Below are 26,032 nucleotides of genomic sequence, written 5' to 3'. Positions count from 1 at the left end.
GGCCCATACATTCGCAAAACAAAGCCCACGGCACGCCGTGGGCTTTATTGGCAGTCAGTCGGGCAAGGCCTTACTGAGGCGAAACTTCGGTTTTAGGTTTGCCGTTGTGCCACTCGTACACGACAAATTTGAAGTCCTTCAGGTCGCCTTTGTCGTCGAAGCTCAGGTCGCCGGTCGGGGTCTTGAACGAACCGGCGTGGATGGCTTCAGCCACTTTGGTCGCGTCTTCGGACTTGGCCGCCTTGATGCCTTCGGCAATCACGGTTACTGCCGAGTAGGACGGGAACACGAACGGACCGCTCGGATCTTCCTTCTTGGCTTTGAACGCGTCAGCCAGGGCAACGTTGGCCGGATCCTGGTCGAAGGATTTCGGCAGGGTCACCAGCAGGCCTTCGGACGCGTCCTTGGCGATCTGGGTGATCGAGTCGTTACCCACGCCTTCCGGACCCATGAAGCGGGCTTTCAGGCCTTTTTCCTGAGCCTGGCGCAGGATCAGGCCCAGCTCCGGGTGGTAGCCGCCGTAGTAGACGAAGTCGACGCCGGCTTGCTTGAGCTTGGCGATGATGGCGGAGAAGTCTTTGTCGCCGGCGTTGACGCCTTCGAAGACGGCAACCTTTGTGCCTTTCTTCTCGAGGGTCGATTTCACGGCGGTGGCGATGCCTTCACCGTACTGCTGTTTGTCGTGCAGCACGCCAACCACTTTCGGTTTCACGTGATCGGCGATGTAGTTGCCGGCGGCAGGGCCCTGGGCGCTGTCGAGACCGATGGTGCGGAAGATCATTTTGTAGCCACGGGCGGTGATGTCCGGGCTGGTGGCAGCCGGGGTGATCATGATCACGCCTTCGTCTTCGTAGATGTCCGAAGCAGGCTGGGTGGAGCTGGAGCACAGGTGACCGACCACGAACTTGACGCCGTCGTTGACGACCTTGTTCGCTACCGCTACCGCTTGTTTCGGATCGCAGGCATCGTCGTATTCAACGGCTTCGAGTTTCTTGCCGTCGACGCCGCCTTTGGCGTTGATCTGCTCGATGGCCATCTTCGCGCCACTGAACTGCATGTCGCCGTACTGGGCTACTGGACCGGTTTTAGGACCGGCGATACCGATTTTGATGGTGTCAGCTGCGAACGAATGGCTGGCAACCCCGGCCAGAACCATAGCGGCAAACAGTTTGGAAATCTGCTTAGTAGCCTTAGTCATAGTGCTCCACTCTTACTGTTGTATTTTTTAGAGTTCTGGCGCCGTAGCAGCAGAACCGGGTCAGATATCTTTGCGATACCCTCCGGAAAATGCCCCGGCAACTGTACCGGTACAGTGTAGAGCGCCGCTTGATCAACTGGGAAGCGGGCGCCACGGGGCAAAACTTGGGGGTGTCGCATTTTTGAATGAAAGAGACAGAATTGCGGCGGTGCAATCGGGGGCATATATCCCAAAAGGCAGCATTCCCTTGCGTTCCTGCTCTTTTCGTTCGGTGCAGCGATTTGCAACCGGGTTTTTCTGACGGACCACCGACGTTATCATTCGCGTCGATTTCTTTTCCGGACAGCTCCCATGAATCAAGAACCTAGCACCCTCTATGCCAAGCTGCTTGGTGAAACGGCATCTATTACCTGGAAAGAGCTGGAGCCGTTCTTCGCCAAGGGTGCCCTATTGTGGGTCGACCCTGACCTGGATTTGATCGCCGCCGCCGAGGCCGTGGCATCGGATGAAGGCGAGAAAGTCGCGGCCTGGCTGGCCGACGACAAGGTCGCCAAGCTGTCTGAAACGCGGGCACTGGATATTTTCGAACGTGATCCGCAGCTGTGGGCCGTGGTGGTTTCGCCGTGGATTCTGATCCAGGAAAGGGCGGCCGTTTAATTGCTCGCACTCTTTTGGTGCCTCGATTGCCGCGCCGCAAGTGTGTAGCGGAGTAGCGTGATGGCACCTTGCCGTGGAGAAATGCCACGCCTCACGGTGACGTAAACGTAACGGGAACAGTTTCTAGAGCGGCCTGAGGGCCGCTTAATTGTTTCTGGATGTTCGTAAGCTGAATTTGTCGGTGAGGTTGAGGGCGCCTTCGCGAGCAGGCTCGCTCCCACACCGGAATGCACTTTCCTGTGGGAGCGAGCCTGCTCGCGAATGGGGCGACTCGGTGCCAGATCAGACCGAGTAAGTCTTCCCGGTATGGTTATTCAGCGAAATCACCTTGGTCTTGCCAATCCGGTGGCGGTAGATCTCGCGCAGGTACTTGATCGACTTCTTCACGCAATCGCGTGACAGGCGAATGTCATTGATCGAGACGAACTTGTCCTTGTCGTTGATCAACTCACGGTATTTCTTTTCGTACATCGGTTTGATCGCGTACCAGTTGGTATCGAGGATCTTCGCCGGGTTTTCGAATTCGTTGAGCAGGTCGTCGATCCGCTCTTCGTCGAAGTCTTCCTGAATGATGAAGTCGAGAATCGAGTTATCCAGCGTCTCGTCGAAACGGTACGGATTCTTCGCAAAGCAGCGCTTGATGAACGCCACGATCAGCGTGAGGAAGTCGTCCGACAGGCACGGGCTCTTGGCGATCAGGGTGGTCAGCGACAGGTTGGCCGAAGCGCCGATCACCAGCGCGTAACGCTTGAGCGTGGTGTTGGGGAACAGGCTGTTGAGGTGGGTCTTCAACCGGTTCAGGTCCATGTACGACAGCTTGTAGTCTTTCGGCAGCGAGACGATCGAGACCACCGACGAGCAATTCTTGAAGAAGTGCAGGTCGTGCAGCGCGGCGGCGTCGTAGCCGGAATTCTTGTACTGCTCCAGCGAAGCGCGATAACGCTTGGATTCGATCGGCAGCAGGCTGATGCCTTCGATGGCCTGAGTGACCTTGTTGAAGTGCGGCAGGTCGATCGAACGGAAGAACAGGTCGTCGATGTTCAGGCGCTGCGGCTCTTTGTCGAAGACCTTGAACTTGTCGCTGCTCGGCGGCGGGGTTTCCGGGACTACCGATTCGGCGTAGGCAATCGCCACCGGCCCGGCCAGACTCATGAACAGGTCGTTGGCGTCCAGGCGGATGGTTTCGCCGATGTCGATGCCGGCGCGGCGGAAGTAGTTCTGGTCGTAGTCAGTAGTGACTGCCTGCGCCGTGAGAATGTTGAAGATCTGCTGCGAGATGTACTGGTTGGCGTGTTTCTCCATGGCATTGACATCAATGTTCTGGATATTGCCGTCATCGCTTTCTTCGGCGTAACGCATGATGTCGTTGGAGATCAGCATCATCGCGTTCCACGGGCGGATACGCCCCATCACGCTGGCTTCGCTGCTGTCTTCGTTGGCGAAGTTGTAGGAGAAATCCCATTCCTCCGACAGGTATTTGCACAGCAGGCGCCCGGCGTTGATGTGCAGCGCCTCGGACATTTCGCTGCGGTGGTCGGAAATGTTCGGCAGCACGCAGATGCCGCTGGTGAAGATCGGCTCGAAGACAAACGAATGACCGCTCTTGCCGTCATGCTCATCCATCGGCTTGGTATCAAAGGTCTTGTTCATGTACGAGTGCTGCTGGGCCAGACCGAACTCCGAGGCCATGCCCGAACCGGTACCGCCGCCGGCACTGAAGATCGAGAAATACAGGCGCGACTGGTTGGCCTTGATCCCGCAGCTGTCGATCAGGTACGAGTGGATCATTTTCCAGTCGGGGCTGGAAAAGCGCTGGGTGTCCTTGTTGAGGATGATCTTCGCCAGGTACTGGCCGAGGATCGGCGCGTTACCGGCGCCACCGGCGTGGACTTCGGACAAGTCCATGATCTTCATTTTGCTGTAGTCGCGCAGGAAGCCGCTTTTCTCGCCCTTGCGCGAGAAACGGATGCGCCCGGCGATGTCCTTGTCGAGGTCGCCCAGCATCACCAGCGGTTCGACCAGAAACACCGGTTTGGTCGATTTGCTGGTGCCGATGCGCAGGTTGTTCTTGATCCATTGCGCCGGGCTGTAGCCTTTGTCCGCCAGACGCCGGTCGCTCGGGCGGTCTTCGTTGTTGAATTCGTTGAGGTAGAACTTGCGCGCGTTGTACACCAACTCCGCCACGTCAAGGGCGATGTTGGAGCCGCAGCGACCGAGGCCGATCAGGCACACCGAGGGGAATTCCTGGTCGTTGTGCTGTTCGTTGTCGCCTTCCTGATGCGCCGGGCGCGGGAACACCGAATCGCGCAGGCCGTCGAGGTTATCGAGGATGCGGTCGGTGTTGGTTTCGGTGAAGTACAGGTATTGCTGGGTCGACAGCGGGCGCGAAGGCGGCGTCGGCCTGGATAATGACGCGCTGTTCGCGGCGGGGCTCAGGGTCAGATCGGCTGTTGCACTGGCGGGGTTGTTTTTAGAGGTCATGGTGCGCCATTTACCTGGACTGGGTTGGCCCGCCGAACAGTGCCGGCGAACCTCACGGAATAAGATCTCGCGTCTTGTGTGCGCGAATACGGCCCGGGCGTCGTAGTGCTGGCTGGTCTGATCGCCGGGCGGAATCCTTTCCTGATCGTTGATGAATCGGCCATGATTCGGTGATCTTTAATCGAAAAGAGGCGAAATGATGTCAACGCTACCTTCGTTGGGGTTTGCCGGAATCGGCCTGATGGGCCTGCCGATGTGCCGGCGTCTGCTGGCGGCGGGTTACCCGCTGACAGTGTGGAACCGCAACCCGGACAAGTGTGCACCGCTGGTTGCGGCCGGCGCCCGACAGGTATCGAGCCCCGCCGAACTGTGCGCGCACGCCGACATCGTCATGCTGTGTCTGGCCGACACTGCCGTGGTGCGTGAGGTGGTGTTTGGTGCTGGCGGTGTTGCCGAAGGTGCAAAAAACGGCCAGCTATTGGTGGATTTCTCCAGTCTTGAACCGACCGCGACTCGCGAGATGGCCGCAGAGCTGGCCGAGAAAACCGCTATGGGTTGGCTTGATTCACCGGTGTCCGGCGGTGTGGTCGGCGCCGAGGCTGGCAGTCTGGCGATCATGGTCGGTGGTGCAGCGGCAGATCTTGAGCGCGTGCGCCCGGTGCTGCTCAACCTCGGTCAGCGCGTCACGCACATGGGCGGCATCGGTGCCGGCCAGGTGACCAAGGCCTGCAACCAGATGATTGTCGCTTGCAATGCGCTGGTGATTGCCGAAGTGGTGGCGTTGGCCGAGCAGGCCGGGGTCGATGCCAGTCTGATCGCCGAGGCGCTGGCCGGTGGCTTTGCCGATTCCAAGCCGTTGCAGATCCTTGCCCCGCAAATGGCCGAGAGCCGTTTCGAACCGATCAAATGGCACGTGCGCACGCTGCTCAAGGATCTCGATACAGCGGTGAAATTTTCCCGCGAGCAGGGCTCGGCGACGCCAATCAGCGGATTGGCCGCACAATTGATGCGCCTGCATGGGGCGCAAGGCTTTTTAGCGAAGGATCCAGCGACGCTGGTGCAAATGTATCGCGCGCCAGACTCAACGGATTGACTCCGAGCACGGGTTTGCGCTGATTGATTTCATCGAGCACCGCGCGCAATTCGTCCAGCGGCACCGGGCGGCTGAGCAGATAACCCTGAATGAAGTCGCAGCCCGAACGCTCGAGAAACTCGTATTGCTCCAGGCTCTCGACGCCCTCGGTGACCACCTGCAAATGCAGGGTGTGAGCCATGACGATGATCGCCTGGACGATCTCCATGTCCGCCGTGGCGGTGGGGATGTCGAGGATGAACGAGCGGTCGATCTTCAGGGTGTTCAACGGCAGGCGCTTGAGGTAGGCCAGCGACGAGTAGCCGGTGCCGAAATCATCGATCGACAGCGACACACCGAGGGCGCGGATCTGCCGCAGCAGCACCAGAGTGTCGGCGATATTGCCCATCAAGGCGTTTTCGGTGACCTCCAGTTCCAGGCGTTCCGGGGCAACGCCCGCCGTGTGCAAGGCGTGCTCGATCTCCTCGGCCAGCTCTTCGCGCGCCAGATTCAGCGGCGAGCAGTTCCAGGCGATTTTCAGTTCGGCACAACCATGCCGCGACAGCTCGCCAAGATCCTTGCAGGCGCGGCGCAGCACCCAGTTGTCCAGTTCGGCGATCAGCCCGTTGTTCTCGGCAATACCGATGAAGCGATCCGGGGTGAGCAAACCGTGAACCGGATGCTGCCAGCGAATCAGCGCTTCGAGCTTGGTCACGCGTCCGGTTTTCACTTCGAAGATCGGCTGGTAGTAGAGCATCAGCGCGTGGTCTTGCCGTAGCGCACTGCGCAGTTCCTCTTCCAGTTGCAGCTCGAAACTGGCGCGGGTCTTCAGGCTGGAATTGAAGAAGTGCAGACCGTTGCGCCCGGCGCCTTTGGATTGGTACAAGGCCAGGTCGGCGTGTTTGAGCAGCTCTTCGCAAGTGGTGCCGTCTTCGGGAAACAGGCTGATGCCGATGCTGGTGGTCATCACCATGCGCCGGCCGGCCAGTTCGATCGGCTCTTTCATCTTGTGCATGATGCGCTGCGCCATGCCGCGCGCCTCTTCGCGGTCACGCAGGCTGATGAGGATGCAGAACTCGTCGCCGCCGAACCGCGCGACCACGTCTTCATGGCTGCGTACCGAGCTCTTGATGTGCTGGGCGATGACTTTGAGCAGCGCGTCACCGGCGTCATGGCCGAGGCTGTCGTTGATGCGCTTGAAGTGGTCGATGTCGAGAAACATCACCGCGAGCATGCCGCCTTCGCTGGTTTTCTGGCTGAGTTTTTCGGCGAACATCTGGTTGAAACCACGGCGGTTGATCAGGTTGGTCAGCGCGTCGTAATTGGCCGCTTGCTGCAGGGACATGCGCGCCTGATCGAGTTGGCTGAGCAGGGCGTTGACCCGGCGCAGGTCGTTTTCCTTGTTCTGCAGCTTCTTGTCGGCGAGGGCGGCGCTTATCGCACTGCCGAGAATCAACAGGATGATCAGCGCCACGGTCAGGCCCAGCTGCAAATGCCCGGTTTCACTGCCGCTCGCTGCCAGGGCACCTTCGGGAAGCACCAGATCCAGCGCAGCCATGCCGGTGAAGTGCATGCTGATGATGCCGGCACCGAGAATCAGCGCCGCGCTGTACTTGAGCAATTGATGCGCGACTCCGCTGCCTTCGCTCAAATAGCGGGCTACCCACAGCGCAGTGAAACTGGCGCCGATGGCAATCAGCACCGACAGCGCGAACAGCTCCGGCTTGTAGTAGGCGGTGGCGCTCGACTTCATCGCGGCCATGCCGACGTAATGCATGCCAGCGATGCCCAAACCGATGACACACGCGGTCTTGAGGCAATGCAACGCGCTCGGCTGCACCTCACTGAGGGTGTGCATGGCCAGCCAAGAGGCGAGCAGGGCGATCAGCAACGACAAGAGGGTGATGCCGAGGTCGTACTGAATATCGATGGGGGTCTGGAAAGCCAGCATGCCGATGAAGTGCATGGCCCAGATGCCGCCGGCCAGGCAGGTCGCGCCGATCCAGCGCCAGATTCGCCGCGACCCCGGGTCTTCGGCATGCACCAGGCGCTCTGCCATGTCCAGGGTGGCGAAGCTCGCCGCGCAGGCGACCAGATAGGCCACCATCACCAACAAAGGGTTGTGGCTGCAATCGAGGAGAATCTGCCCGCTCGCCGGCAGCTCGGCAACAAACTGCAAACCAAGCCACTCCATAGCATGCCCCGTCTCGGATTCATCTGGCCCGTGCGTCAATCAACGCAGGCGAATGAAAGCAGTATAGAGGCGGTTTTCCGGCTGCAAGCCGTAGTGGCACATTGGTGGTAATGATTTTGCCATTAGCCTCATAGCGATTCGCGCTAAGGCTTAGGCAATGCGCTCCAGCGGCAGATCGTTCCAGTGTGGCGGCAAGGGTGGCAAGCCGTGGGCGGCGCGGGCCTTGTCGCAGTCGGGATTGTGCTCGCCGTTCTCCCATGACGCCTCGAACTCGCGGCAGGTGCTCGAGCGCTTGTCGTAGATCGTGCAGGCCACAGCGCTGCCGACCTCACCCGCCAGAGACGTGCAACGTGTGGGCTTGCGATCGGTGCCGATCATCGCTACCCGGCTCGGAGTGATCTGCGCGACCAGTTCATCGGGCACCGTCCCGCCAGCGGATGAGCACTCACCCCAGAAAAAAGACACGCGAAAATGGGAACAGCAGGCACCGCAATTCAGACACGGACTGGCTTCGGACATGGGCGGGGGTATCAAAGGGATTGATCGGAAGATCCGGACGGATCCGGCGGCCATTCTAGGCTTTGCCATGGCGTTGGGAAGGGGGGCGCGAAACTATTTTTTTGTCGCCGGATTTTGCCGCGAAAGCCCCGTATGGCGGGGGATTCCAGACTTATCAAGGGCTTACGTTTCGTTACAGTGCGATGGGTCGATATCAGGCTGACGAATGATGACAGACAGCCCCCGCGCGGCTGACTAGATTGCAGGTTCCGGGCTCGACGCGCTGGCAGTGAAGCCCTCATAACAATAAAGAGACGGACCCATGCAGAACTCGACCCAAGCGGCGAATGCCTGGCGCATTCTGTTCCTGCTGTTCCTCGCCAACCTGTTCAATTTCTTCGACCGCACCATCCCGGCGATCATCATCGAACCGATCCGCATGGAATGGCACCTCAGCGACTTTCAGCTGGGCATCATCGGCACTGCGTTCACCATCGTTTACGCGATTGCCGGCCTGCCACTCGGGCGCATGGCCGACACCGGTTCACGCAGCAAACTGATGGGCTGGGGCCTGGCGACCTGGAGTGCGCTGACTGCGGTCAACGGCATGGTCGGCAGTTTCTGGAGTTTCCTCATCGTGCGCATGGGCATCGGCATCGGCGAAGCCAGTTACGCACCAGCGGCCAACTCGCTGATCGGCGATCTGTTTCCGGCGCACCGTCGGGCGCGGGCGATGGGTATTTTCATGCTTGGCCTGCCGCTGGGGCTGCTGCTGGCGTTCTTCACCATCGGCGCGATGGTCAAGGCGTTCGACAGCTGGCGCGCGCCGTTCTTCATCGCCGCCGTGCCGGGGCTGATCCTCGCGGTGTTCATGTTCTTCATCAAAGAGCCGAAACGCGGCGCGGCTGAAACCGTGCAGGTCTCGCAAGAGAAAGTCGACAAACCGATCCGCCGCGTCCTCGCCGTGCCGACCTTCCTGTGGCTGGTGATGGCCGGGCTGTGCTTCAACTTCGCGACCTATGCCTGCAACTCGTTTCTGGTGCCGATGCTGCAACGCTATTTCCTCATGCCGTTGCAGGAGGCGGCGGTGGCCACCGGCGTGATCGTCGGCGTCACCGGACTGGTCGGGCTGACCCTTGGCGGCTGGATCGCCGACAAGATTCACCAGCGCTTCGCCAGTGGGCGGCTGTTGTTTGCCGCGTTCAGTCTGATCATTTCGACCCTGTGTACGGCGTGGGCGCTGCATGCCGGGCGCATCGAGATTGGTGTGTTCGTCGCGGTGTTCAGCGTCGGCTGGCTATTCGCCTACAACTTCTATACCTGCGTGTACACGGCGATTCAGGACGTCGTCGAACCACGCCTGCGGGCCACGGCGATGGCGTTGTTCTTTGCCGGTCTGTATCTGCTCGGCGGCGGGTTGGGGCCGGTGGTGGTGGGTGGGCTGTCGGATCACTTCGCGCATACGGCGATGCTGGCGGCAGGGGCTGAGCAGATGACCGAAGCGTTCAAGGCTGTCGGCCTGCATGACGCGATGTACCTGATCCCGGTGGCGCTGTTCCTGACCATGGTCTTTCTGTTTCTGGCATCGCGTTGCTTTGTGCGGGATGCGCAGCGGATGAAGGAGGGTTTGGTGGCGGTGGTTGAGCCTGAAATTTCTGCGGCGACTGCTTAAGAACAAAAGATCGCAGCCTTCGGCAGCTCCTACAGGGGAATGCGGTTTCCTGTAGGAGCTGCCGAAGGCTGCGATCTTTGCTTTTGCTTTGATGATCGTTCCCACGCAGAGCGTGGGAACGATCGGCCCGCATCACTGCGGGCCTCTTGGTTTTCAGCGGTGGAGCGGGGCGGTTAACCCGCCACCAACACCCGAATCGCTTCCAGGCGCAGCGCCGCTTTGTCGAGCATCGCCAGACCCTGCTCACGCTGAGTGCGCAACGCCTCCAGTTCGCTGTCACGCACGGTCGGGTTGACCGCTTGCAACGCGGTCAGGCGCGCCAGTTCTTCGTCAGTGTCGGCGGCCAGACGACGGCGCGCTTCGGCCACACGCTCGGCGTGACGCGGGGCGATCTTTTCTTCGCCAGCGTTGATCCGTGGCGTCAACTGATCGCGCTGGGCCTGGATGAACTTGTTGGCGCTGGCACGCGGCACGCTTTCCAGCTGATCGTTGAGGGTTTCGAACGACACCCGTGGAGACAGGTCATTACCATTGGCATCGAGCAGGCAACGCAGCGCCGCCGGTGGCAGGTAGCGACCCAGTTGCAGCGAGCGCGGTGCGACCACTTCGCTGACGTAGAGCAATTCCAGTAACACGGTGCCCGGCTTCAGCGCCTTGTTCTTGATCAGCGCGACGGCGGTGTTGCCCATCGAGCCGGACAGCACCAGATCCATGCCGCCCTGCACCATCGGGTGTTCCCAGGTGATGAACTGCATGTCTTCGCGCGACAGCGCCTGGTTGCGGTCGTAGGTGATGGTCACGCCTTCGTCGTCGCCCAGCGGGAAACTGGCGTCGAGCATCTTCTCGCTCGGCTTGAGGATCAGGGCGTTTTCCGAATGGTCTTCGCTGTCGATGCCGAACGCGTCGAACAGGGTTTCCATATAGATCGGCAGGGCAAACTGGTCGTCCTGCTCGAGAATCGCCTCGACCAGAGCTTCACCTTCGCCAGCGCCGCCGGAATTGAGTTCCAACAGTCGGTCGCGGCCGGTGTGCAGCTCGGCTTCGAGACGCTCACGCTCGGCGCGTGCTTCGTCGATCAGCGCTTGCCACTCGCCGTCATCGGCTTCTTCGAGCAGCGGCAGCAGGCGCGGGCCGAACTGATGCTGCAAGGCGTTGCCGGTCGGGCAGGTGTTGAGGAACGCATTGAGCGCTTCGTGGTACCACTGGAACAGGCGCTCTTGCGGGCTGGTTTCCAGGTACGGCACGTGCAGTTCGATGATGTGCTTCTGGCCGATCCGGTCGAGACGGCCGATGCGCTGCTCGAGCAGGTCCGGGTGCGACGGCAGATCGAACAGCACCAGGTGGTGAGCGAACTGGAAGTTGCGACCCTCACTGCCGATTTCCGAGCAGATCAGCACCTGCGCGCCGAACTCTTCATCAGCGAAGTAGGCGGCGGCGCGATCACGCTCAAGGATGTTCATGCCTTCGTGGAACACCGTGGCCGGGATGCCGGAACGCACGCGCAACGCGTCTTCCAGGTCCATCGCGGTTTCGGCGTGGGCGCAGATCACCAGCACTTTGGTGCGCTTGAGCATTTTCAGCTGATCGATCAGCCACTCCACGCGCGGGTCGAATTTCCACCAGCGCTCTTCTTCACTGGCTTCCGGCTGCGCCTGGAAGCTGACTTCCGGGTACAGCTCGGCGTGTTCGCCCAGCGGCAGTTCGAGGTATTCGTCGGGGCACGGCAGTGGATACGGATGCAGTTTGCGCTCCGGGAAACCCTGCACGGCGGCGCGGGTGTTGCGGAACAGCACGCGGCCGGTGCCGTGGCGATCGAGCAGCTCACGCACGAGGCGGGCGCTGGCTTCAGTATCACCATCGTTGACGGCGGTGAGCAGGGCTTCGCCTTCGTTGCCGAGGAAACCGTGAATGGTCTTGTGCGCCTCGGCGGAGAGACGGCCCTTGTCGAGCAGTTCCTGCACCGCTTCGGCGACCGGGCGATAGTTGTCGCTCTCGGCGCGGAACGCGGCCAGGTCGTGGAAACGGTTCGGGTCGAGCAGGCGCAGACGGGCGAAGTGGCTGTCCTGACCGAGTTGTTCCGGGGTGGCGGTGAGCAGCAGCACGCCGGGAATCACTTCGGCCAGTTGCTCGACCAGCGAGTATTCCGCGCTGGCCTTGTCTTCATGCCAGACCAGGTGGTGCGCTTCGTCGACCACCATCAGGTCCCAACCGGCAGCGAACAAGGCGTCCTGTGCCTTCTCGTCGTCGACCAGCCACTCCAGCGCGACCAGCGCCAGTTGCGTGTCTTCGAACGGGTTGGTGGCATCGCTTTCGATAAAGCGTTCTTCGTCGAACAGCGCGACCTGCAGATTGAAGCGGCGGCGCATCTCCACCAGCCACTGATGCTGGAGGTTTTCCGGGACCAGGATCAGCACGCGGTTGGCGCGCCCCGAAAGCAGTTGGCGATGGATGACAAGACCGGCTTCGATGGTTTTACCCAGACCCACTTCGTCCGCCAGCAGTACGCGCGGGGCGATACGGTCGGCGACTTCGCGGGCGATGTGCAACTGGTGCGCGATCGGTTGCGCACGCACGCCGCCCAGACCCCACAGCGAGGACTGCAACTGACGGCTGGTGTGTTCAAGGGTGTTGTAGCGCAGGGAGAACCACGGCAGCGGGTCGATCTGCCCGGCGAACAGGCGGTCGCTGGCCAGGCGGAACTGAATGAAGTTCGACAGCTGGGTTTCCGGCAGGGTGACGACTTCGTTCTGCCCGTTGAGGCCGTGATAGACCATCAGCCCGTCGACATCGTCGACCTGCTGCACGGTCATCTTCCAGCCTTCGAAGTGGGTGATGGAGTCGCCGGGCGAAAACCGCACGCGGGTCAGGGGCGCATTCCGTAGCGCGTACTGGCGGGTTTCGCCAGTGGCCGGGTAAAGCACGGTCAACAAGCGGCCGTCCTGTGCCAGAACGGTGCCTAAACCAAGCTCTGCTTCGCTGTCACTGATCCAGCGTTGCCCCGGTTGATACTGCTGCGCCATGCTGCCTGACTCCCACCTTGAAAAAGCGGGCTATCTTAACGGAATGACGGCTTCAGGGCCAAAGATTACTGGCGTAGGAGCTGCCGAAGGCTGCGATCTTTTGATCTTTGAGAACCCTTCAGGTTTGAGCTGTCTGATAAGGATCGCAGCCTGCGGCAGCTCCTACAGGTGCGAGGTGCATCACACAATTGCGACAGGCGGCTCAAGGCGCCTGCACCCCAGCCGATAGCCTGCAGACAGGAGACCTTTATATGTTGCCACCGATGCTCCCCTTGAGCGCCGTGCCGATCACTTCCCAGCAGGATCCGATCCGCCAGCGGCCGGACATTCCGCCGGTGGTGCCGGTGCAGGAAAGCTCCAACGAAAGCACGATCGATCTGCAAAAGCGCGATCCTGAAGAGGATCGGTTGCTGGCGCGCGAAGAACAGCGCCGCCAGCAGGAACGAGACCGTCGGCGCCGCGAGGCGGATGAGGATCCGGAAGAGCATCTGGCCGTGCCGGGCACTGAGCTGAACGCCGATAACACCGTACCGGTGGTGCCGTTGATAGACGATCAGCCGCGTCAGGGTTTGTGGGTTGATATCGAGATTTGAGCGGTGACTGGTCAGCGCCTGCGCCAAGCGGCATGATTGGCGCAATCCTGCCGGTGACGGCAGCTGTGATCTCTTTTGCGATGTTCCGGACGCCATGAGCCAAGACGACAAACTGATCGACCTCAGCACTGAACGCGCCAAGCGTGTGCATGACCTCAACGAGAAGCGGCTGAACGAAGTGCGCCAAGCCTTCGAACAGGCGATGCCGTTGGGAAAAGCCAAGAAAAAGTCAAAGAACAAGCCGAAAAAGCGTTGATCTCCCGCTGCATTCGTTGATGCAGGTCAGTTATTTCCCCTCCTTTATTTCCCTTCGTTGCGGATATTGATCCTGGTCAATATGTGCGCCTGTGTGTTTGCTAATTTGAGTCCATCGCAGCAAAGCAAAGCAAAGCAGGGCCGGGAGGTCAGTCATGTTTTTCGATAACGTGGTGTTTGCCGGGGTTCTCACGGTGGGGCTCATGGTGCTGTTTTTTGCAGGGTTTGGATTTTTTATCTGGAAGGATGCGCATAAGCGGCGCAAGTGAGTTCTTCTGGATTTGATGGGCACGCAAGGCATTTTGGGGCGACTTCGGTTGCCCCTTTTTTTGTGCCTTGGCGGCCTGTGGGCCGACCAGCCTCTGGTTGGTTTGGGTGAATATCCAGTTTTTGCGGTGCTGCGGCTGGCGGTTTCGCCCTTACGGCGAGGCACTTTTTCCAGACGCCGAAAAAGTACCCAAAAAGGCTTGCTCCTACGTTCGGCCCTCGCAGGCTCGGGTTCCTTCGCTCCGGGACTGATCCGGGCGCAGCGGCTCCGGTTTGCTTCGCTGCACCTCCTTCCGCTGTGTACGACTGCGTCGTACGGTCGCTGCGCTCCCACGCCCGGTTCAATCCCTCCACTCAGCCTTCCGACGTCGCCGGTGGATCAAGATCAAAAGCGTTACTCGAGCTTGCGCTCATTGTTGAGTGGGGCGGCTTCGCCGCGGGCAGCTGCGCTGCTTTGCCTTTCGGTGGGAGCGAGCCTGCTCGCGAAGGCGGCCTGACAGCCGACCTGGTCTTGAGGTAACACTCGATCCAACTGTAGGAGCTGCCGAAGGCTGCGATCTTTTGATCTGGCTTCTGCTTCTGCTTCTGCTTCTGCTCTGGCGTTTGATCTTTTGCCCCTTCGGCAGGCTTCGTTACGGGATCGATCCGGGGGTGGGAGCGTAGCGACCGTACGACGCAGTCGTACACAGCGAGTGTAGGTGCAGCGAAGCCAACCGGAGCCGCTGCGCCCGGATCGGTCCCGTAACGAAGGTACCCCGAGCCCCAGCGAGCGGGCCGTACGCCGGGGCAAAGCCTTTTGGGTTACCTTTTCGGCGTTTGGAAAAGGTGACTCGCTGTAAGAGCGAAACCATAAGAGGCCGTTACCGCAGCAACGGATATACACACAAACTCAAAACCAAAAAAAGGCGCGATTCCAAAGAATCGCGCCTCCTTCACAAGCAACAATCGATCAACTACCCAAAGCCTTCGAAGCCAACCAGAACAACCCGGCCGACAGCGCCACGGTCGCTGGCAAGGTCAGTACCCAGGCCAGCAGAATAGTCTTCACCGTGCCACCCTGCAGGCCGCTTTTGTTGGCAACCATGGTCCCGGCAACACCCGAAGACAACACGTGAGTGGTCGACACCGGCAGGCTGAAAATGTTGGCCATGCCGATCAGGCTGGCTGTGGTGATCTGTGCCGACATGCCCTGCGAATAGGTCATGCCTTGCTTGCCGATCTTCTCGCCAATGGTCAGCACCACACGCTTCCAGCCGACCATGGTGCCCAGGCCCAGTGCCAGGGCGACCGCCAGAATCACCCAGAATGGCGCGTATTCAGTGGTGGTGGTCAGGTCTTTGCGCAGCTTGTCGAGGTCAGCCTTTTCACGGGCTTCAAGGCCAGGCAATTTGCCGACTTTCTTCGCCGTGTCGTCCAGGCAGAGCAGGTAGCGACGCACTTCGATGCGGCTGTCCGACGACAGCGAATGGTAGTCCGCTACACCTTTAAGGGTGTGCAGCAGGGCGGTGATGGTCGGTTCGGTCTGCTGCGGGTTGCAGCGGAATTTCTCCGGCAGGTCGCCTTCCACGCTCTTGCCCAGGGCCAGGAACTCACCCAGCGAATCGGCGTTGCGCTGGTAGAACTGGCTCAGGTGCAGGGTCGCGTCGCGGGTGCGTTCGATCTGGTAGGTGGTGCTGTTCAGATCGAGTACGAACTGCGCCGGGACGATACCGATCAGCACCAGCATGATCAGGCCGATGCCTTTCTGGCCGTCGTTGGAACCGTGCACGAAGCTCACGGCCATGGCCGAGATCACCAGGACCAGACGGTTCCAGAACGGTGGGTGCTTTTTGTCGTCGATCTTGCGGCGCTGTTCCGGTGTCTTGTGCATCTTCGACAGCGGGCGCCACCATTTCAGGCCGATCAGCACCAGCGCGGCGATGAGGAAGCCGGCCATCGGCGAGAACACCAGCGAGGCGCCGATGTCGATCGCTTTCTGCCAGTTCACGCCATCTCTCAACGGGATGTCGTTGATCAGCGCGTTGGCCAGGCCGACACCGAGGATCGAGCCGATCAGGGTGTGCGAGCTGGAAGCCGGGATACCGAAGTACCAGGTGCCCAGGTTCCAGGCGATTGCCGCGGCGAGCAACGAGAACACCATCGCCAGGCCATGGCCGGTGTTCACATTGATCAGCAGTTCAACCGGCAGCAAGTGGACGATGGCATACGCCACGCCAACGCCGCCCAGCAGCACGCCGAGGAAATTGAACACACCGGAAAAGAACACCGCCAGGTGCGGCGGCATGGCTTTGGTGTAGATAACAGTGGCTACCGCGTTAGCGGTGTCATGAAATCCATTGATGAACTCGAAGGCGAGGACAAACGTCAGGGCGAGCAAGAGGCTCACAAGCACCCAAGCATCCAGTCCGCTGAATAAATCGATCATGAAGGTTTTCTGACCCGGTCGTAAGGGGGCGCGATTATGCCAGAAAAGACAGGAAATCGATGCCCCGTCTGCTCACTGGTCACACCCTTCTTCGATTTAATTTGTTGCAGGGCGTGAAAACCAAGCAGCACGCAGGGTTTTTCAACTCTTTGATTTTATTGAATAAAGAAGATTTTTAAGCCAATTTTTTCTGATATCTCAAAGGCTCAAACGCTTGTCTGAAATATCTCTGAAACCTGTGGGACGCTCGTTCATAAGCCGCAGAACAGCGATGCAGCCGCTGCCCGCGGTTAGCGGGCGCGCGAGGTGTCGTCTTCCACCGCGCTGTGGCTCAGGCGGACGTCGACTTTCGAATGCTCAACCGCCGTGGCTCATGGCTCTTCGGCTTTGAGTTCCTTTTCGATCTTTTCGATTTCCTGCTTGAACACCTGATCCTGGACGGTAGGGCGCTTGCGCCATGCCTTGCGTTCCGGTTCCGGCTGAGCGGCGTAGGTGGTGACTTCCCCGCCGTAAACTTCCTTGTAACGTTGTTCCTGGCGCTCTAGTTCCGCGCGCAGTTCGTCTTTTGTCACGGTGCTACCTGTATGAGTTGAATTGAATATCCGGTGAAACACACTGCAACGAGTCAATTGAGCGAGCCCGCCAGTTATCCACAGCCCGATCAGGCCGGGTGGCATTGGAGAGGCGATCAAGACTTCCGTGTTACAGGCGGCTACGGCACCAGATAAAAACTGACGCAGCATCAGTTTCCTGTTTCAGCGAGCGCTGGCGTTGCATGTGTGATGGGCGCCGGGCGCTGGCCGGAGCTGAGACGAAGGACCTCGTTTCAGCAAGTCGCGGGCTTTTGATTAAAGCGCCGCGACTAGGGTGCATTATAGCGGCCGATTCGGGAATGACTATCTTTGCCAAGTTAAAAACGGTTCTGAATGTGTGATGGTTTTGTTGCTGGCAACTTTTGCCGCTAGTTAAGTGTAAAGACAGCGTTATAGAACCGGCGTTCTGTTTTTGGCGCCATTAACTGGAACAACTAAGTTGCGGGCAGAATCGCTAAAGCTGCCTCTAGGGTGGAGAGGAGGGCGGGGGGCTGGATTGCGATTATCGGTCGGCGGTTCGATAATCGCCCAATGTTGGCGCCGCGGTGCTTGTGCATCGCGCGGCGAGCCGTTTGACTAGGCATCGATGCGTGCCGGACAAGGACAAGAAATGAACGATCAAATGCGCAACTCCTTCACCTCGGTGGCGCCGCCCATCGTCGCCTCGCCGGCCAAGCGCATTCAGGCGCTGACCGGTGATCCGGATTTCATGACTTCCCTGGCCCGCGGTCTGGCGGTGGTGCAAGCGTTTCAGGAACGCAAACGCCACCTGACCATCGCGCAGATCAGTCATCGCACGGAAATCCCTCGCGCCGCCGTGCGCCGTTGCCTGCACACGCTGATCAAGCTCGGCTACGCCACCACCGACGGGCGCACCTATTCGCTGCTGCCGAAAGTGCTGACCCTCGGCCATGCCTATCTGTCCTCGACACCGCTGGCCGTTTCCGCCCAACCGTATCTGGACCGCATGAGCGAGCAACTGCACGAAGCCTGCAACATGGCGACGCTGGAGGGCGATGACATTCTCTATATCGCGCGTTCGGCGACCACTCAGCGATTGATCTCGGTCGACCTTTCGGTCGGCGGGCGTCTCCCTGCCTATTGCACGTCGATGGGGCGCATTCTGTTGGCCGCGCTGGACGATACATCCCTGGGCGAATACCTGGACCACGCCGAACTGGTGGCCAAAACCAGCCGCACCATTCATAACCCCGACGCTTTGCTCGAATGTTTGCAGCAGGTGCGTCAACAGGGCTGGTGCATTGTCGATCAGGAACTGGAACAGGGCCTGCGCTCGATCGCCGTGCCGGTGTACGACGCCTCCGGGCAAGTGGTCGCCGCGCTGAATGTCAGCACCCATGCCGGCCGGGTCAGCCGTGCCGAGCTGGAGCAGCGCTTCCTGCCCGGCCTGCTCAGCGCCAGTCGCGACCTCAGTGCGCAGTTGTTCGCCTGAGGAAGCTGTTCGATAAACGCACAGTGTTGCGTTTATCGAATTGACGCTAAAACCCTCGGATCATTAATGTCGCGGCAGCGTCATCCGGCGCTGATGTGAATGAGCTCGCCGGACTGTCGACCCCATAATAATGACAAGAGGCAACTCACCATGCGCTCGCTCCCCGACTGTCTGTATCCCACCCGTTGTTGCCGGGTTCACCGCAACGCCTGATTACAACCTTCTATTCTTGTGACCGTGCCTTCCTTTGGCCGGCCGCCGTTCGACTGCGTTTTTTGCGTGGAATAAAAATAATGAACCAGCCTCAGTCCGCTGTGGGTAACTGCCTCGATGTGCAGACCTTCATCAACGCCCAACCGATCTCGCGCTATCAGTGGCGGGTGGTGATCCTGTGTTTCCTGATCGTATTTCTCGACGGCCTCGACACCGCCGCCATGGGCTTCATCGCCCCGGCGCTGTCGCAAGACTGGGGCATCGACCGTGCCAGCCTCGGCCCGGTGATGAGTGCTGCGCTGATCGGCATGGTCTTCGGCGCGCTCGGCTCCGGCCCTTTGGCTGACCGCTTCGGGCGCAAAGTCGTACTCGTCGGCGCGGTGATTCTGTTCGGCGGCTTCAGCCTGGCCTCGGCGTACAGCACCAACGTCGAACAACTGCTGGTGTTGCGCTTCCTCACCGGCCTCGGTCTCGGCGCGGGCATGCCCAACGCCACGACCCTGCTTTCGGAATACACACCCGAGCGCAAGAAGTCGCTGCTGGTGACCAGCATGTTCTGCGGCTTCAACCTCGGCATGGCCGGCGGCGGTTTCATCTCGGCAAAACTGATCCCGGCCTTCGGCTGGCACGCGCTGCTGCTGATCGGCGGGATCCTGCCGCTGATCCTCGCCGTGGTATTGGTGTTCTGGCTGCCGGAATCGGCGCGCTATCTGGTGGTGCGCAACCGTGGCACCGACAAAGTGCGCAAGACCCTCGCGCCGATCGACCCGGTCAGCGTCGCCCAGGCTGCGAGCTTCAGCGTGCCGGAGCAGAAAACCGTCAAGGCGCGCAACGTCTTTGCGGTGATTTTCTCTGGTACGTTCAGCACCGGCACGCTGCTGTTGTGGCTGACTTATTTCATGGGCCTGGTGATTGTGTACTTGCTGACCAGTTGGCTGCCGACGCTGATGCGCGACAGCGGCGCGAGCATGGAGCAGGCCGCGTTCATCGGTGCGTTGTTCCAGTTTGGCGGCGTGTTGAGCGCGGTCGGGGTGGGCTGGGCGATGGACCGCTTCAATCCGCACAAGGTCATCGGCATTTTCTACCTGCTGGCCGGGGTGTTTGCCTACGCCGTGGGGCAGAGTCTGGGCAACATCACCTTGCTGGCGACGCTGGTGCTGGTGGCAGGCATGTGCGTAAACGGCGCGCAATCAGCGATGCCGTCATTGGCCGCGCGCTTCTACCCGACTCAAGGCCGCGCGACCGGTGTGTCGTGGATGCTCGGCATCGGCCGCTTCGGCGCGATCCTCGGCGCGTGGATGGGCGCAACCTTGCTCGGCCTGGGCTGGAATTTCGAGCAAGTGCTGACCGCGCTGGTGATCCCGGCCGGTTTGGCGACGGCGGCGGTGCTGATCAAGGGCATGGTCAGTCATGCGGATGCGACCTGAGGCAGACCCACGATCATTCCCACGCTCCGCGTGGGAATGGCTCAACGGACGCTCTGCGTTCGGCTGTACAGGCAGGCGGAGCGTCCCGGGCTGCATTCCCACGCGAAGCGTGGGAACGATCATTAGGGAAGCAACAATCCGTTCGATAAACGAACACTCAGTCGATTATCGGATTGTTTGGCGAATTTCCCGAGCTTAATCTTCAGTGACTCCGGCGCTGAACCTCGCGCCTTTTTATCACTGGCGATTCCTTACAAGAACAGGAGCCCGCTCCATGGCTGAGATCCTTTCGCTGCACGACGCGGTGAAGCAATTCGTCAACGACGGCGATACCGTCGCCCTCGAAGGCTTCACTCACCTGATCCCTACGGCAGCGGGTCATGAAATCATTCGTCAAGGCAAGAAAGATCTGACGCTGGTGCGGATGACGCCTGACCTGATCTACGACCAACTGATCGGCGCCGGTTGCGCGCGCAAACTGATTTTCTCCTGGGGCGGCAACCCGGGTGTGGGCTCGCTGCACCGTTTGCGTGACGCGGTCGAAAAGCAGTGGCCGCACGCGCTGGAAATCGAAGAACACAGCCACGCCGACCTCGCCAACGCCTACGTCGCCGGCGCGTCCGGCCTGCCGTTCGCGGTGCTGCGTGCCTACGCCGGCTCCGACCTGCCGAAGGTCAATCCGCTGATCAAAACCGTGACCTGTCCGTTCACCGGCGAAGTGCTGGCGGCAGTGCCATCGGTGCGACCTGACGTTACCGTGATTCACGCACAAAAGGCCGACCGCAAAGGCAACGTGTTGCTCTGGGGCATTCTCGGTGTGCAGAAAGAAGCCGCGCTGGCGGCCAAGCGTTGCATCGTCACCGTGGAAGAAATCGTCGACGACCTCAACGCACCGATGAACGCTTGCGTACTGCCGACCTGGGCCTTGAGCGCGGTCTGCCATGTGCCGGGCGGCGCGCACCCGTCCTACGCCCACGGTTACACCGAGCGTGACAATCGTTTCTATCAGGCGTGGGACCCGATCGCTCGCGACCGTGAGACGTTTACCGCGTGGATCAACGAATACATCCATGGCTGCGCTGACTTCAGCGAATTCCAGGCCAAATTGGCCGCTGCTTCGGAGGCCAAGTAATGACTTACACCACCAATGAAATGATGACCGTCGCGGCGGCCCGGCGCCTGAAGAACGGCTCGGTATGCTTCGTCGGCATCGGCCTGCCCTCGAAAGCCGCCAACCTCGCGCGCCTGACTTCATCGCCGGACGTGGTGCTGATCTACGAATCCGGCCCGATTGGCGCCAAGCCGAGCGTACTGCCGCTGTCCATCGGTGACGGTGAGCTGGCCGAGACCGCCGACACGGTGGTGCCGACCGGTGAAATTTTTCGCTACTGGCTGCAGGGCGGGCGCATCGACGTCGGTTTCCTCGGCGCCGCGCAGGTCGACCGTTTCGGCAACATCAACACCACCGTGGTCGGCGACTACCACGCGCCGAAAGTGCGTCTGCCGGGGGCCGGTGGCGCGCCGGAGATTGCCGGTTCGGCGAAAAGCGTGCTGATCATCCTTAAACAGTCGGCGCGGTCGTTTGTCGACAAGCTCGACTTCATCACCTCGGTCGGTCACGGCGAAGGTGGCGATTCGCGTAAACGTCTCGGCCTGCCGGGCGCCGGGCCGGTGGGGATCATCACCGACCTGTGCATCATGGAACCGGAGGAGGGCACCCACGAATTCGTGGTCACCGCGCTGCATCCGGGCGTGACCCGCGAGCAAGTGGTCGCCGCCACCGGTTGGGCGATTCGTTTTGCCGACTCCGTTGAAACCACCGCTGAGCCGACCGAAGTCGAGTTGACCGCACTGCGTGATCTTGAAGCGCGCACCGCTGCCGCCCACGGTCAGGCACCGGGAGAAGCATGATGCGTGACGTGTATATCTGCGACGCGATTCGCACCCCTATCGGCCGTTTCGGCGGCGCACTGTCCGCCGTGCGCGCCGATGACCTCGCCGCCGTGCCGATCAAAGCCCTGATGGAGCGCAATCCTTCGGTGGACTGGAATGCCGTCGATGAAGTGTTTCTCGGCTGCGCCAACCAGGCCGGCGAAGACAACCGCAACGTCGCGCGCATGGCGCTGCTGCTGGCGGGGCTGCCGGACAGCGTGCCGGGCGTTACGCTCAATCGTCTCTGCGCTTCGGGCATGGACGCGATTGGCACCGCATTCCGCGCCATCGCCAGTGGCGAAATGGAGCTGGCGATTGCCGGCGGCGTCGAGTCGATGTCCCGCGCACCGTTCGTGATGGGCAAGGCCGACGCGGCGTTCTCGCGCAACATGAAGCTGGAAGACACCACCATCGGCTGGCGTTTCATCAACCCGCTGATGAAAGCGCAGTACGGCGTCGATGCCATGCCGCAGACCGCTGACAACGTTGCCGACGACTACAAGGTTTCGCGCGCAGACCAGGACGCCTTTGCTCTGCGCAGTCAGCAACGTACCGCCGCCGCTCAAGCCGCCGGATACTTCGCTGAAGAAATCGTCGAAGTGCGCATCGCCCACAAAAAGGGCGAAACCGTGGTCAGCCAGGACGAACATCCGCGCGCCGACACTACGATTGAAGCGCTGGCCAAACTGAAGCCAGTCAATGGCGCGGACAAAACCGTCACCGCCGGCAATGCCTCAGGCGTAAACGATGGTGCTGCTGCGCTGATTCTGGCGTCAGCCGAAGCGGTGAAAAAACACGGCCTGACCGCCCGCGCAAAAGTGCTCGGCATGGCCAGTGCCGGTGTCGCACCGCGAGTGATGGGCATCGGCCCGGTGCCAGCGGTGCGCAAACTGACCGAGCGCCTCGGCGTCGCGGTCAGCGATTTCGACGTGATCGAACTCAACGAAGCGTTTGCCAGCCAGGGCCTCGCGGTATTGCGCGAGTTGGGCCTGGCCGACGATGCGCCGCAGGTCAACCCGAATGGCGGCGCGATTGCCCTCGGTCACCCGTTGGGCATGAGCGGTGCGCGGCTGGTGCTGACCGCCCTGCATCATCTGGAAAAGACTGGCGGCAAGAAAGGTCTGGCGACCATGTGCGTCGGTGTCGGCCAGGGTCTGGCCCTGGCCATCGAACGTGTCTGACGCACTGCGGCACTTACAAGAACTGAGGAAAGCGAAATGACTGACAAGCCTGGTTACCGTCGCCCACAGGCAGGCACTCAGCCTGACTACCTGCACCCGACGTATCAATCCACCAACCTGCGCTCGCCGTCCAAGCCGTTGGTGCACCTGCCGCACTCGCTGTCGGAAATCACCGGGCCGACCATCGGCGCCGAACACGTTGCCGAGAAGGACAATGACCTCACCGCTCAGCACGACGGCGAGCCGTTGGGCGAGCGCATCATCATTCACGGCCGCGTGCTCGACGAAGACGGCCTGCCGGTGCCGGGGATTCTGGTGGAGATCTGGCAGGCCAATGCCGCCGGCCGCTACAACCATGCCCGCGACCTGCACGACGCGCCGCTGGACCCGAACTTTACCGGCACCGGCCGCACCGTCACCGATGCCGATGGCTGGTACCAGTTCCAGACCATCAAGCCCGGCGCCTATCCGTGGGGCAACCACCACAACGCCTGGCGCCCGGCGCACATCCACTTTTCCCTGTTCGGGCCGAGCATTCTTACGCGTCTGGTCACGCAGATGTACTTCCCCGGTGATCCGCTGCTGGCGTATGACCCGATCTACAACTGCGTGCCGGACACTTCGGCCAAGGAACGCCTGATCGCTGCTTTCGATCTGGAAAAAACCATTCCGTCCTACGCCCTCGGTTACCGCTGGGACATCGTGCTGCGCGGCCGTGAAGCCACGCCGATGGAGAAATAAGATGACGCTCTATGCGACCACGTCCCACACCGTCGGGCCGTATTACCACATCGGCCTGACCTGGCTGAACCGCGAAACCCTGGCCAACGAGCTGACCCTCGGCGAGCGCGTGGCAATCACCGGCCAAGTGGTGGACGGCAATGGCGATGTCGTCAACGACGCCATGCTCGAAGTCTGGCAGGCCAACGCTGCCGGCAAGTATGACCACCCGGAAGATCAGCAGGACAAGCCACTCGACCCGAATTTTGAAGGTTTCGGTCGGGTGCCGGTGGACGCCGAAGGGCGCTTCCGTTTCACCACGATCAAACCCGGCACCGTGCCCGGCCTGAAAGGCTCGACCCAGGCGCCGCATCTGGTGGTGCTGGTGTTTGCCCGTGGTCTGGTCAAGCATTTGCTGACGCGGATCTATTTCGAGGGCGAATCGGCGAACGTTGCTGACCCGTTGCTCGAGTGTGTGCCGGCGGAGCGTCGCCAGACCTTGCTGGCCAAGGCGGATGCGTCGGGTGTGTACCAGTGGAATGTGGTTCTGCAGGGCACCGATGCCGAGACGGTGTTCTTCGATTATTGAGAGAACACCCCAAATCCCCTGCAGGACAGAGTCCCTGTGGTGAGGGGATTTATCCCCGCTGGGCTGCGAAGCAGCCCCAAAAACCAGTCGGCGCGGTATTCAGATGAACCGCGTGTATCTGATTTGCGAGTGCTTCGCACTCGAGCGGGGATAAATCCCCTCGCCACAAAGGCTGATCCAGACGTGGGTGATGATCCGATGCGGAACGGGACTGTTGCAAAGTATGTCTAGACTGTGACTGTCCCTATCGAGTGAAAAACAATGACAACCACCACCTCCCACTACACCGGCGAAGAGCGCAGCAAGCGTATCTTCGCCATCGTCGGCGCTTCGTCCGGCAACCTCGTCGAATGGTTCGACTTCTACGTCTACGCCTTCTGCGCGATCTATTTCGCCCCGGCGTTTTTCCCCTCCGATAACCCGACTGTGCAACTGGTCAACACCGCTGGCGTGTTCGCTGCCGGGTTCCTGATGCGGCCGATTGGTGGCTGGATCTTCGGCCGGGTCGCTGACAAGCACGGGCGCAAGAACTCGATGCTCATCTCGATTCTGATGATGTGCTTCGGCTCGTTGCTGATCGCCTGCCTGCCGACCTACAAGGACATCGGCGTCTGGGCGCCGGTGCTGTTGCTGTTCGCGCGTTTGCTGCAAGGCTTGTCGGTCGGCGGCGAGTACGGCACCACCGCGACCTACATGAGCGAAGTCGCGCTCAAGGGCCAGCGCGGTTTTTTCGCCTCGTTCCAGTACGTGACGCTGATTGGCGGGCAACTGCTGGCGGTATCGCTGGTGGTCGTGCTGCAACAGTTCCTCACCGAAGAAGACCTGCGTGCTTATGGCTGGCGGATTCCGTTCGTGGTCGGTGCGGTGGCGGCGCTGATTTCGCTGTTCCTGCGTCGTTCGCTGAAGGAAACCACCAATAAGGAAACCCGTGCGCACAAAGACGCCGGCAGCATCGCCGCACTGTTTCGCGATCACAAAGCGGCGTTCATCACCGTGCTCGGTTACACCGCTGGCGGCTCGCTGATTTTCTACACCTTCACCACCTACATGCAGAAATATCTGGTGAACACCGCCGGCATGCACGCCAAGACCGCCAGCTACATCATGACCGGCGCGCTGTTCCTGTATATGTGCATGCAGCCGCTGTTCGGCATGCTTGCCGACAAGATCGGCCGACGTAACTCGATGCTCTGGTTCGGCGCGCTCGGTACGCTGTTCACCGTGCCGATTCTGCTCAGCCTGAAAAGCGTCAGCAGCCCGTTCCTCGCCTTTGTGCTGATCACCGTGGCGCTGGCGATCGTCAGTTTCTACACCTCGATCAGCGGCCTGGTGAAAGCCGAGATGTTCCCGCCGGAAGTGCGTGCCCTCGGTGTCGGCCTGGCTTACGCGGTGGCCAATGCAATCTTCGGCGGTTCGGCGGAATTCGTTGCCCTGAGCCTCAAGGCCGGCGGCATGGAAAACGCCTTCTACTGGTACGTCACGGCGATGATGGCGGTGGCTTTCCTGTTCAGTCTGCGTCTGCCCAAGCAGGCGAAGTATCTGCACCACGATCTGTAAACCCATGTGCGCGGGCTGCAAGGCCCGCGCCGGCA

Annotated in this window: 21 protein-coding genes; 14 read left to right on the top strand and 7 right to left on the bottom strand. The window is 60.7% G+C overall.

The window, feature by feature from the left end; genetic code table 11:
• Nucleotides 1-70: 70 nt before the first annotated feature.
• Nucleotides 71-1,198 carry a branched-chain amino acid ABC transporter substrate-binding protein gene (locus AB4N47_RS16930; RefSeq protein ID WP_016771354.1) on the bottom strand — a complete coding sequence of 376 codons (1,128 nt, stop codon included), beginning with the start codon at nt 1,196-1,198 and terminating at the stop codon, nt 71-73.
• Nucleotides 1,199-1,549: 351 nt separating this feature from the next.
• Here AB4N47_RS16930 and AB4N47_RS16925 point away from each other — a divergent pair, with 351 nt between their 5' ends.
• Nucleotides 1,550-1,855, top strand: a complete 306-nt coding sequence (locus tag AB4N47_RS16925; protein ID WP_016771353.1) for a DUF2288 domain-containing protein — start codon at nt 1,550-1,552, stop codon at nt 1,853-1,855.
• A 282-nt stretch (nt 1,856-2,137) separates the two neighbouring features.
• Here AB4N47_RS16925 and AB4N47_RS16920 read toward each other — a convergent pair whose 3' ends face one another.
• Entirely contained in the window at nt 2,138-4,336 is a 2,199-nt protein-coding gene (locus tag AB4N47_RS16920) for a hypothetical protein (protein WP_095180557.1), read from the bottom strand.
• Between the two features lie 196 nt (nt 4,337-4,532).
• Between AB4N47_RS16920 and AB4N47_RS16915 the strand changes: the two genes are divergently transcribed.
• A complete protein-coding gene (locus AB4N47_RS16915) occupies nt 4,533-5,429 on the top strand; it encodes an NAD(P)-dependent oxidoreductase (RefSeq protein WP_177435491.1) in 897 nt (298 codons plus the stop codon).
• Here the strand turns inward: AB4N47_RS16915 and AB4N47_RS16910 are convergent.
• A complete protein-coding gene (locus AB4N47_RS16910) occupies nt 5,320-7,602 on the bottom strand; it encodes a putative bifunctional diguanylate cyclase/phosphodiesterase (protein ID WP_341638641.1) in 2,283 nt (760 codons plus the stop codon). The two genes, AB4N47_RS16915 and AB4N47_RS16910, sit on opposite strands and share 110 nt — an antisense overlap.
• Before the next feature lie 150 nt (nt 7,603-7,752).
• Nucleotides 7,753-8,121: a YkgJ family cysteine cluster protein gene (locus tag AB4N47_RS16905; RefSeq protein WP_016771350.1), complete on the bottom strand. Its 369-nt coding sequence runs from the start codon at nt 8,119-8,121 to the stop codon at nt 7,753-7,755.
• Nucleotides 8,122-8,422: 301 nt separating this feature from the next.
• Between AB4N47_RS16905 and AB4N47_RS16900 the strand changes: the two genes are divergently transcribed.
• Complete coding sequence (locus AB4N47_RS16900) at nt 8,423-9,772, top strand: spinster family MFS transporter (RefSeq protein WP_073475856.1); 1,350 nt, start codon at nt 8,423-8,425, stop codon at nt 9,770-9,772.
• A 173-nt stretch (nt 9,773-9,945) separates the two neighbouring features.
• Here the strand turns inward: AB4N47_RS16900 and rapA are convergent, their stop codons facing one another.
• Nucleotides 9,946-12,792 carry an RNA polymerase-associated protein RapA gene (rapA, locus tag AB4N47_RS16895; RefSeq protein ID WP_041478023.1) on the bottom strand — a complete coding sequence of 949 codons (2,847 nt, stop codon included), beginning with the start codon at nt 12,790-12,792 and terminating at the stop codon, nt 9,946-9,948.
• Between the two features lie 251 nt (nt 12,793-13,043).
• Here rapA and AB4N47_RS16890 point away from each other — a divergent pair, with 251 nt between their 5' ends.
• The 3 genes from AB4N47_RS16890 (at nt 13,044) to ccoM (ending at nt 13,909) form a co-directional block, all read left to right on the top strand.
• The gene (locus AB4N47_RS16890) at nt 13,044-13,385 is read left to right on the top strand and encodes a hypothetical protein (protein ID WP_024011931.1); all 342 of its coding nucleotides are present in this window, start codon (nt 13,044-13,046) and stop codon (nt 13,383-13,385) included.
• A gap of 94 nt (nt 13,386-13,479) precedes the next feature.
• Complete coding sequence (locus AB4N47_RS16885; RefSeq protein WP_016771347.1) at nt 13,480-13,641, top strand: hypothetical protein; 162 nt, start codon at nt 13,480-13,482, stop codon at nt 13,639-13,641.
• A gap of 154 nt (nt 13,642-13,795) precedes the next feature.
• Nucleotides 13,796-13,909: a cytochrome c oxidase subunit CcoM gene (ccoM, locus tag AB4N47_RS16880; protein ID WP_016771346.1), complete on the top strand. Its 114-nt coding sequence runs from the start codon at nt 13,796-13,798 to the stop codon at nt 13,907-13,909.
• 947 nt (nt 13,910-14,856) lie between these two features.
• On the opposite strand, the gene AB4N47_RS16875 is transcribed toward ccoM, so the two are convergent.
• Nucleotides 14,857-16,332: an inorganic phosphate transporter gene (locus AB4N47_RS16875; RefSeq protein WP_016771345.1), complete on the bottom strand. Its 1,476-nt coding sequence runs from the start codon at nt 16,330-16,332 to the stop codon at nt 14,857-14,859.
• 371 nt (nt 16,333-16,703) lie between these two features.
• Complete coding sequence (locus tag AB4N47_RS16870) at nt 16,704-16,904, bottom strand: hypothetical protein (protein ID WP_008080067.1); 201 nt, start codon at nt 16,902-16,904, stop codon at nt 16,704-16,706.
• Nucleotides 16,905-17,535: 631 nt separating this feature from the next.
• Between AB4N47_RS16870 and pcaR the strand changes: the two genes are divergently transcribed.
• From pcaR to AB4N47_RS16830, 8 genes are all read left to right on the top strand, one after another.
• Nucleotides 17,536-18,378, top strand: a complete 843-nt coding sequence (gene pcaR / locus AB4N47_RS16865; protein ID WP_341638642.1) for a pca regulon transcriptional regulator PcaR — start codon at nt 17,536-17,538, stop codon at nt 18,376-18,378.
• A gap of 293 nt (nt 18,379-18,671) precedes the next feature.
• Nucleotides 18,672-20,018 carry a 4-hydroxybenzoate transporter PcaK gene (locus AB4N47_RS16860; protein ID WP_341638643.1) on the top strand — a complete coding sequence of 449 codons (1,347 nt, stop codon included), beginning with the start codon at nt 18,672-18,674 and terminating at the stop codon, nt 20,016-20,018.
• A 274-nt stretch (nt 20,019-20,292) separates the two neighbouring features.
• Entirely contained in the window at nt 20,293-21,150 is an 858-nt protein-coding gene (locus tag AB4N47_RS16855) for a CoA transferase subunit A (protein ID WP_024011937.1), read from the top strand.
• On the top strand, nt 21,150-21,929 hold the full coding sequence (locus AB4N47_RS16850) for a CoA-transferase subunit beta (protein ID WP_016771341.1): 780 nt from the start codon (nt 21,150-21,152) through the stop codon (nt 21,927-21,929). The genes AB4N47_RS16855 and AB4N47_RS16850 overlap by 1 nt, the downstream gene beginning before the upstream one ends.
• Complete coding sequence (gene pcaF, locus AB4N47_RS16845) at nt 21,926-23,131, top strand: 3-oxoadipyl-CoA thiolase (RefSeq protein ID WP_205970531.1); 1,206 nt, start codon at nt 21,926-21,928, stop codon at nt 23,129-23,131. Before AB4N47_RS16850 ends, pcaF begins: the two co-directional genes overlap by 4 nt.
• 36 nt (nt 23,132-23,167) lie before the next feature.
• Nucleotides 23,168-23,872, top strand: a complete 705-nt coding sequence (gene pcaH, locus AB4N47_RS16840; RefSeq protein WP_076566301.1) for a protocatechuate 3,4-dioxygenase subunit beta — start codon at nt 23,168-23,170, stop codon at nt 23,870-23,872.
• A 1-nt stretch (nt 23,873) separates the two neighbouring features.
• Nucleotides 23,874-24,440 carry a protocatechuate 3,4-dioxygenase subunit alpha gene (gene pcaG / locus AB4N47_RS16835; protein ID WP_122505769.1) on the top strand — a complete coding sequence of 189 codons (567 nt, stop codon included), beginning with the start codon at nt 23,874-23,876 and terminating at the stop codon, nt 24,438-24,440.
• A gap of 261 nt (nt 24,441-24,701) precedes the next feature.
• A complete protein-coding gene (locus AB4N47_RS16830) occupies nt 24,702-25,997 on the top strand; it encodes an MFS family transporter (protein ID WP_341638644.1) in 1,296 nt (431 codons plus the stop codon).
• Nucleotides 25,998-26,032: the final 35 nt, after the last annotated feature.

The sequence above is a fragment of the Pseudomonas sp. S3_G06 genome (assembly GCF_054667565.1).
This window is presented reverse-complemented; position numbering and strand designations above follow the sequence as displayed.

What these genes read in the sequence shown, in the direction of transcription:
- AB4N47_RS16930 (WP_016771354.1), bottom strand. Translation starts at nt 1,198, where the DNA reads ATGACTAAGGCTACTAAGCAGATTTCCAAACTGTTTGCCGCTATGGTT.
- AB4N47_RS16925 (WP_016771353.1), top strand. Translation starts at nt 1,550, where the DNA reads ATGAATCAAGAACCTAGCACCCTCTATGCCAAGCTGCTTGGTGAAACG.
- AB4N47_RS16920 (WP_095180557.1), bottom strand. Translation starts at nt 4,336, where the DNA reads ATGACCTCTAAAAACAACCCCGCCAGTGCAACAGCCGATCTGACCCTG.
- AB4N47_RS16915 (WP_177435491.1), top strand. Translation starts at nt 4,533, where the DNA reads ATGATGTCAACGCTACCTTCGTTGGGGTTTGCCGGAATCGGCCTGATG.
- AB4N47_RS16910 (WP_341638641.1), bottom strand. Translation starts at nt 7,602, where the DNA reads ATGGAGTGGCTTGGTTTGCAGTTTGTTGCCGAGCTGCCGGCGAGCGGG.
- AB4N47_RS16905 (WP_016771350.1), bottom strand. Translation starts at nt 8,121, where the DNA reads ATGTCCGAAGCCAGTCCGTGTCTGAATTGCGGTGCCTGCTGTTCCCAT.
- AB4N47_RS16900 (WP_073475856.1), top strand. Translation starts at nt 8,423, where the DNA reads ATGCAGAACTCGACCCAAGCGGCGAATGCCTGGCGCATTCTGTTCCTG.
- rapA (WP_041478023.1), bottom strand. Translation starts at nt 12,792, where the DNA reads ATGGCGCAGCAGTATCAACCGGGGCAACGCTGGATCAGTGACAGCGAA.
- AB4N47_RS16890 (WP_024011931.1), top strand. Translation starts at nt 13,044, where the DNA reads ATGTTGCCACCGATGCTCCCCTTGAGCGCCGTGCCGATCACTTCCCAG.
- AB4N47_RS16885 (WP_016771347.1), top strand. Translation starts at nt 13,480, where the DNA reads ATGAGCCAAGACGACAAACTGATCGACCTCAGCACTGAACGCGCCAAG.
- ccoM (WP_016771346.1), top strand. Translation starts at nt 13,796, where the DNA reads ATGTTTTTCGATAACGTGGTGTTTGCCGGGGTTCTCACGGTGGGGCTC.
- AB4N47_RS16875 (WP_016771345.1), bottom strand. Translation starts at nt 16,332, where the DNA reads ATGATCGATTTATTCAGCGGACTGGATGCTTGGGTGCTTGTGAGCCTC.
- pcaR (WP_341638642.1), top strand. Translation starts at nt 17,536, where the DNA reads ATGAACGATCAAATGCGCAACTCCTTCACCTCGGTGGCGCCGCCCATC.
- AB4N47_RS16860 (WP_341638643.1), top strand. Translation starts at nt 18,672, where the DNA reads ATGAACCAGCCTCAGTCCGCTGTGGGTAACTGCCTCGATGTGCAGACC.
- AB4N47_RS16855 (WP_024011937.1), top strand. Translation starts at nt 20,293, where the DNA reads ATGGCTGAGATCCTTTCGCTGCACGACGCGGTGAAGCAATTCGTCAAC.
- AB4N47_RS16850 (WP_016771341.1), top strand. Translation starts at nt 21,150, where the DNA reads ATGACTTACACCACCAATGAAATGATGACCGTCGCGGCGGCCCGGCGC.
- pcaF (WP_205970531.1), top strand. Translation starts at nt 21,926, where the DNA reads ATGATGCGTGACGTGTATATCTGCGACGCGATTCGCACCCCTATCGGC.
- pcaH (WP_076566301.1), top strand. Translation starts at nt 23,168, where the DNA reads ATGACTGACAAGCCTGGTTACCGTCGCCCACAGGCAGGCACTCAGCCT.
- pcaG (WP_122505769.1), top strand. Translation starts at nt 23,874, where the DNA reads ATGACGCTCTATGCGACCACGTCCCACACCGTCGGGCCGTATTACCAC.
- AB4N47_RS16830 (WP_341638644.1), top strand. Translation starts at nt 24,702, where the DNA reads ATGACAACCACCACCTCCCACTACACCGGCGAAGAGCGCAGCAAGCGT.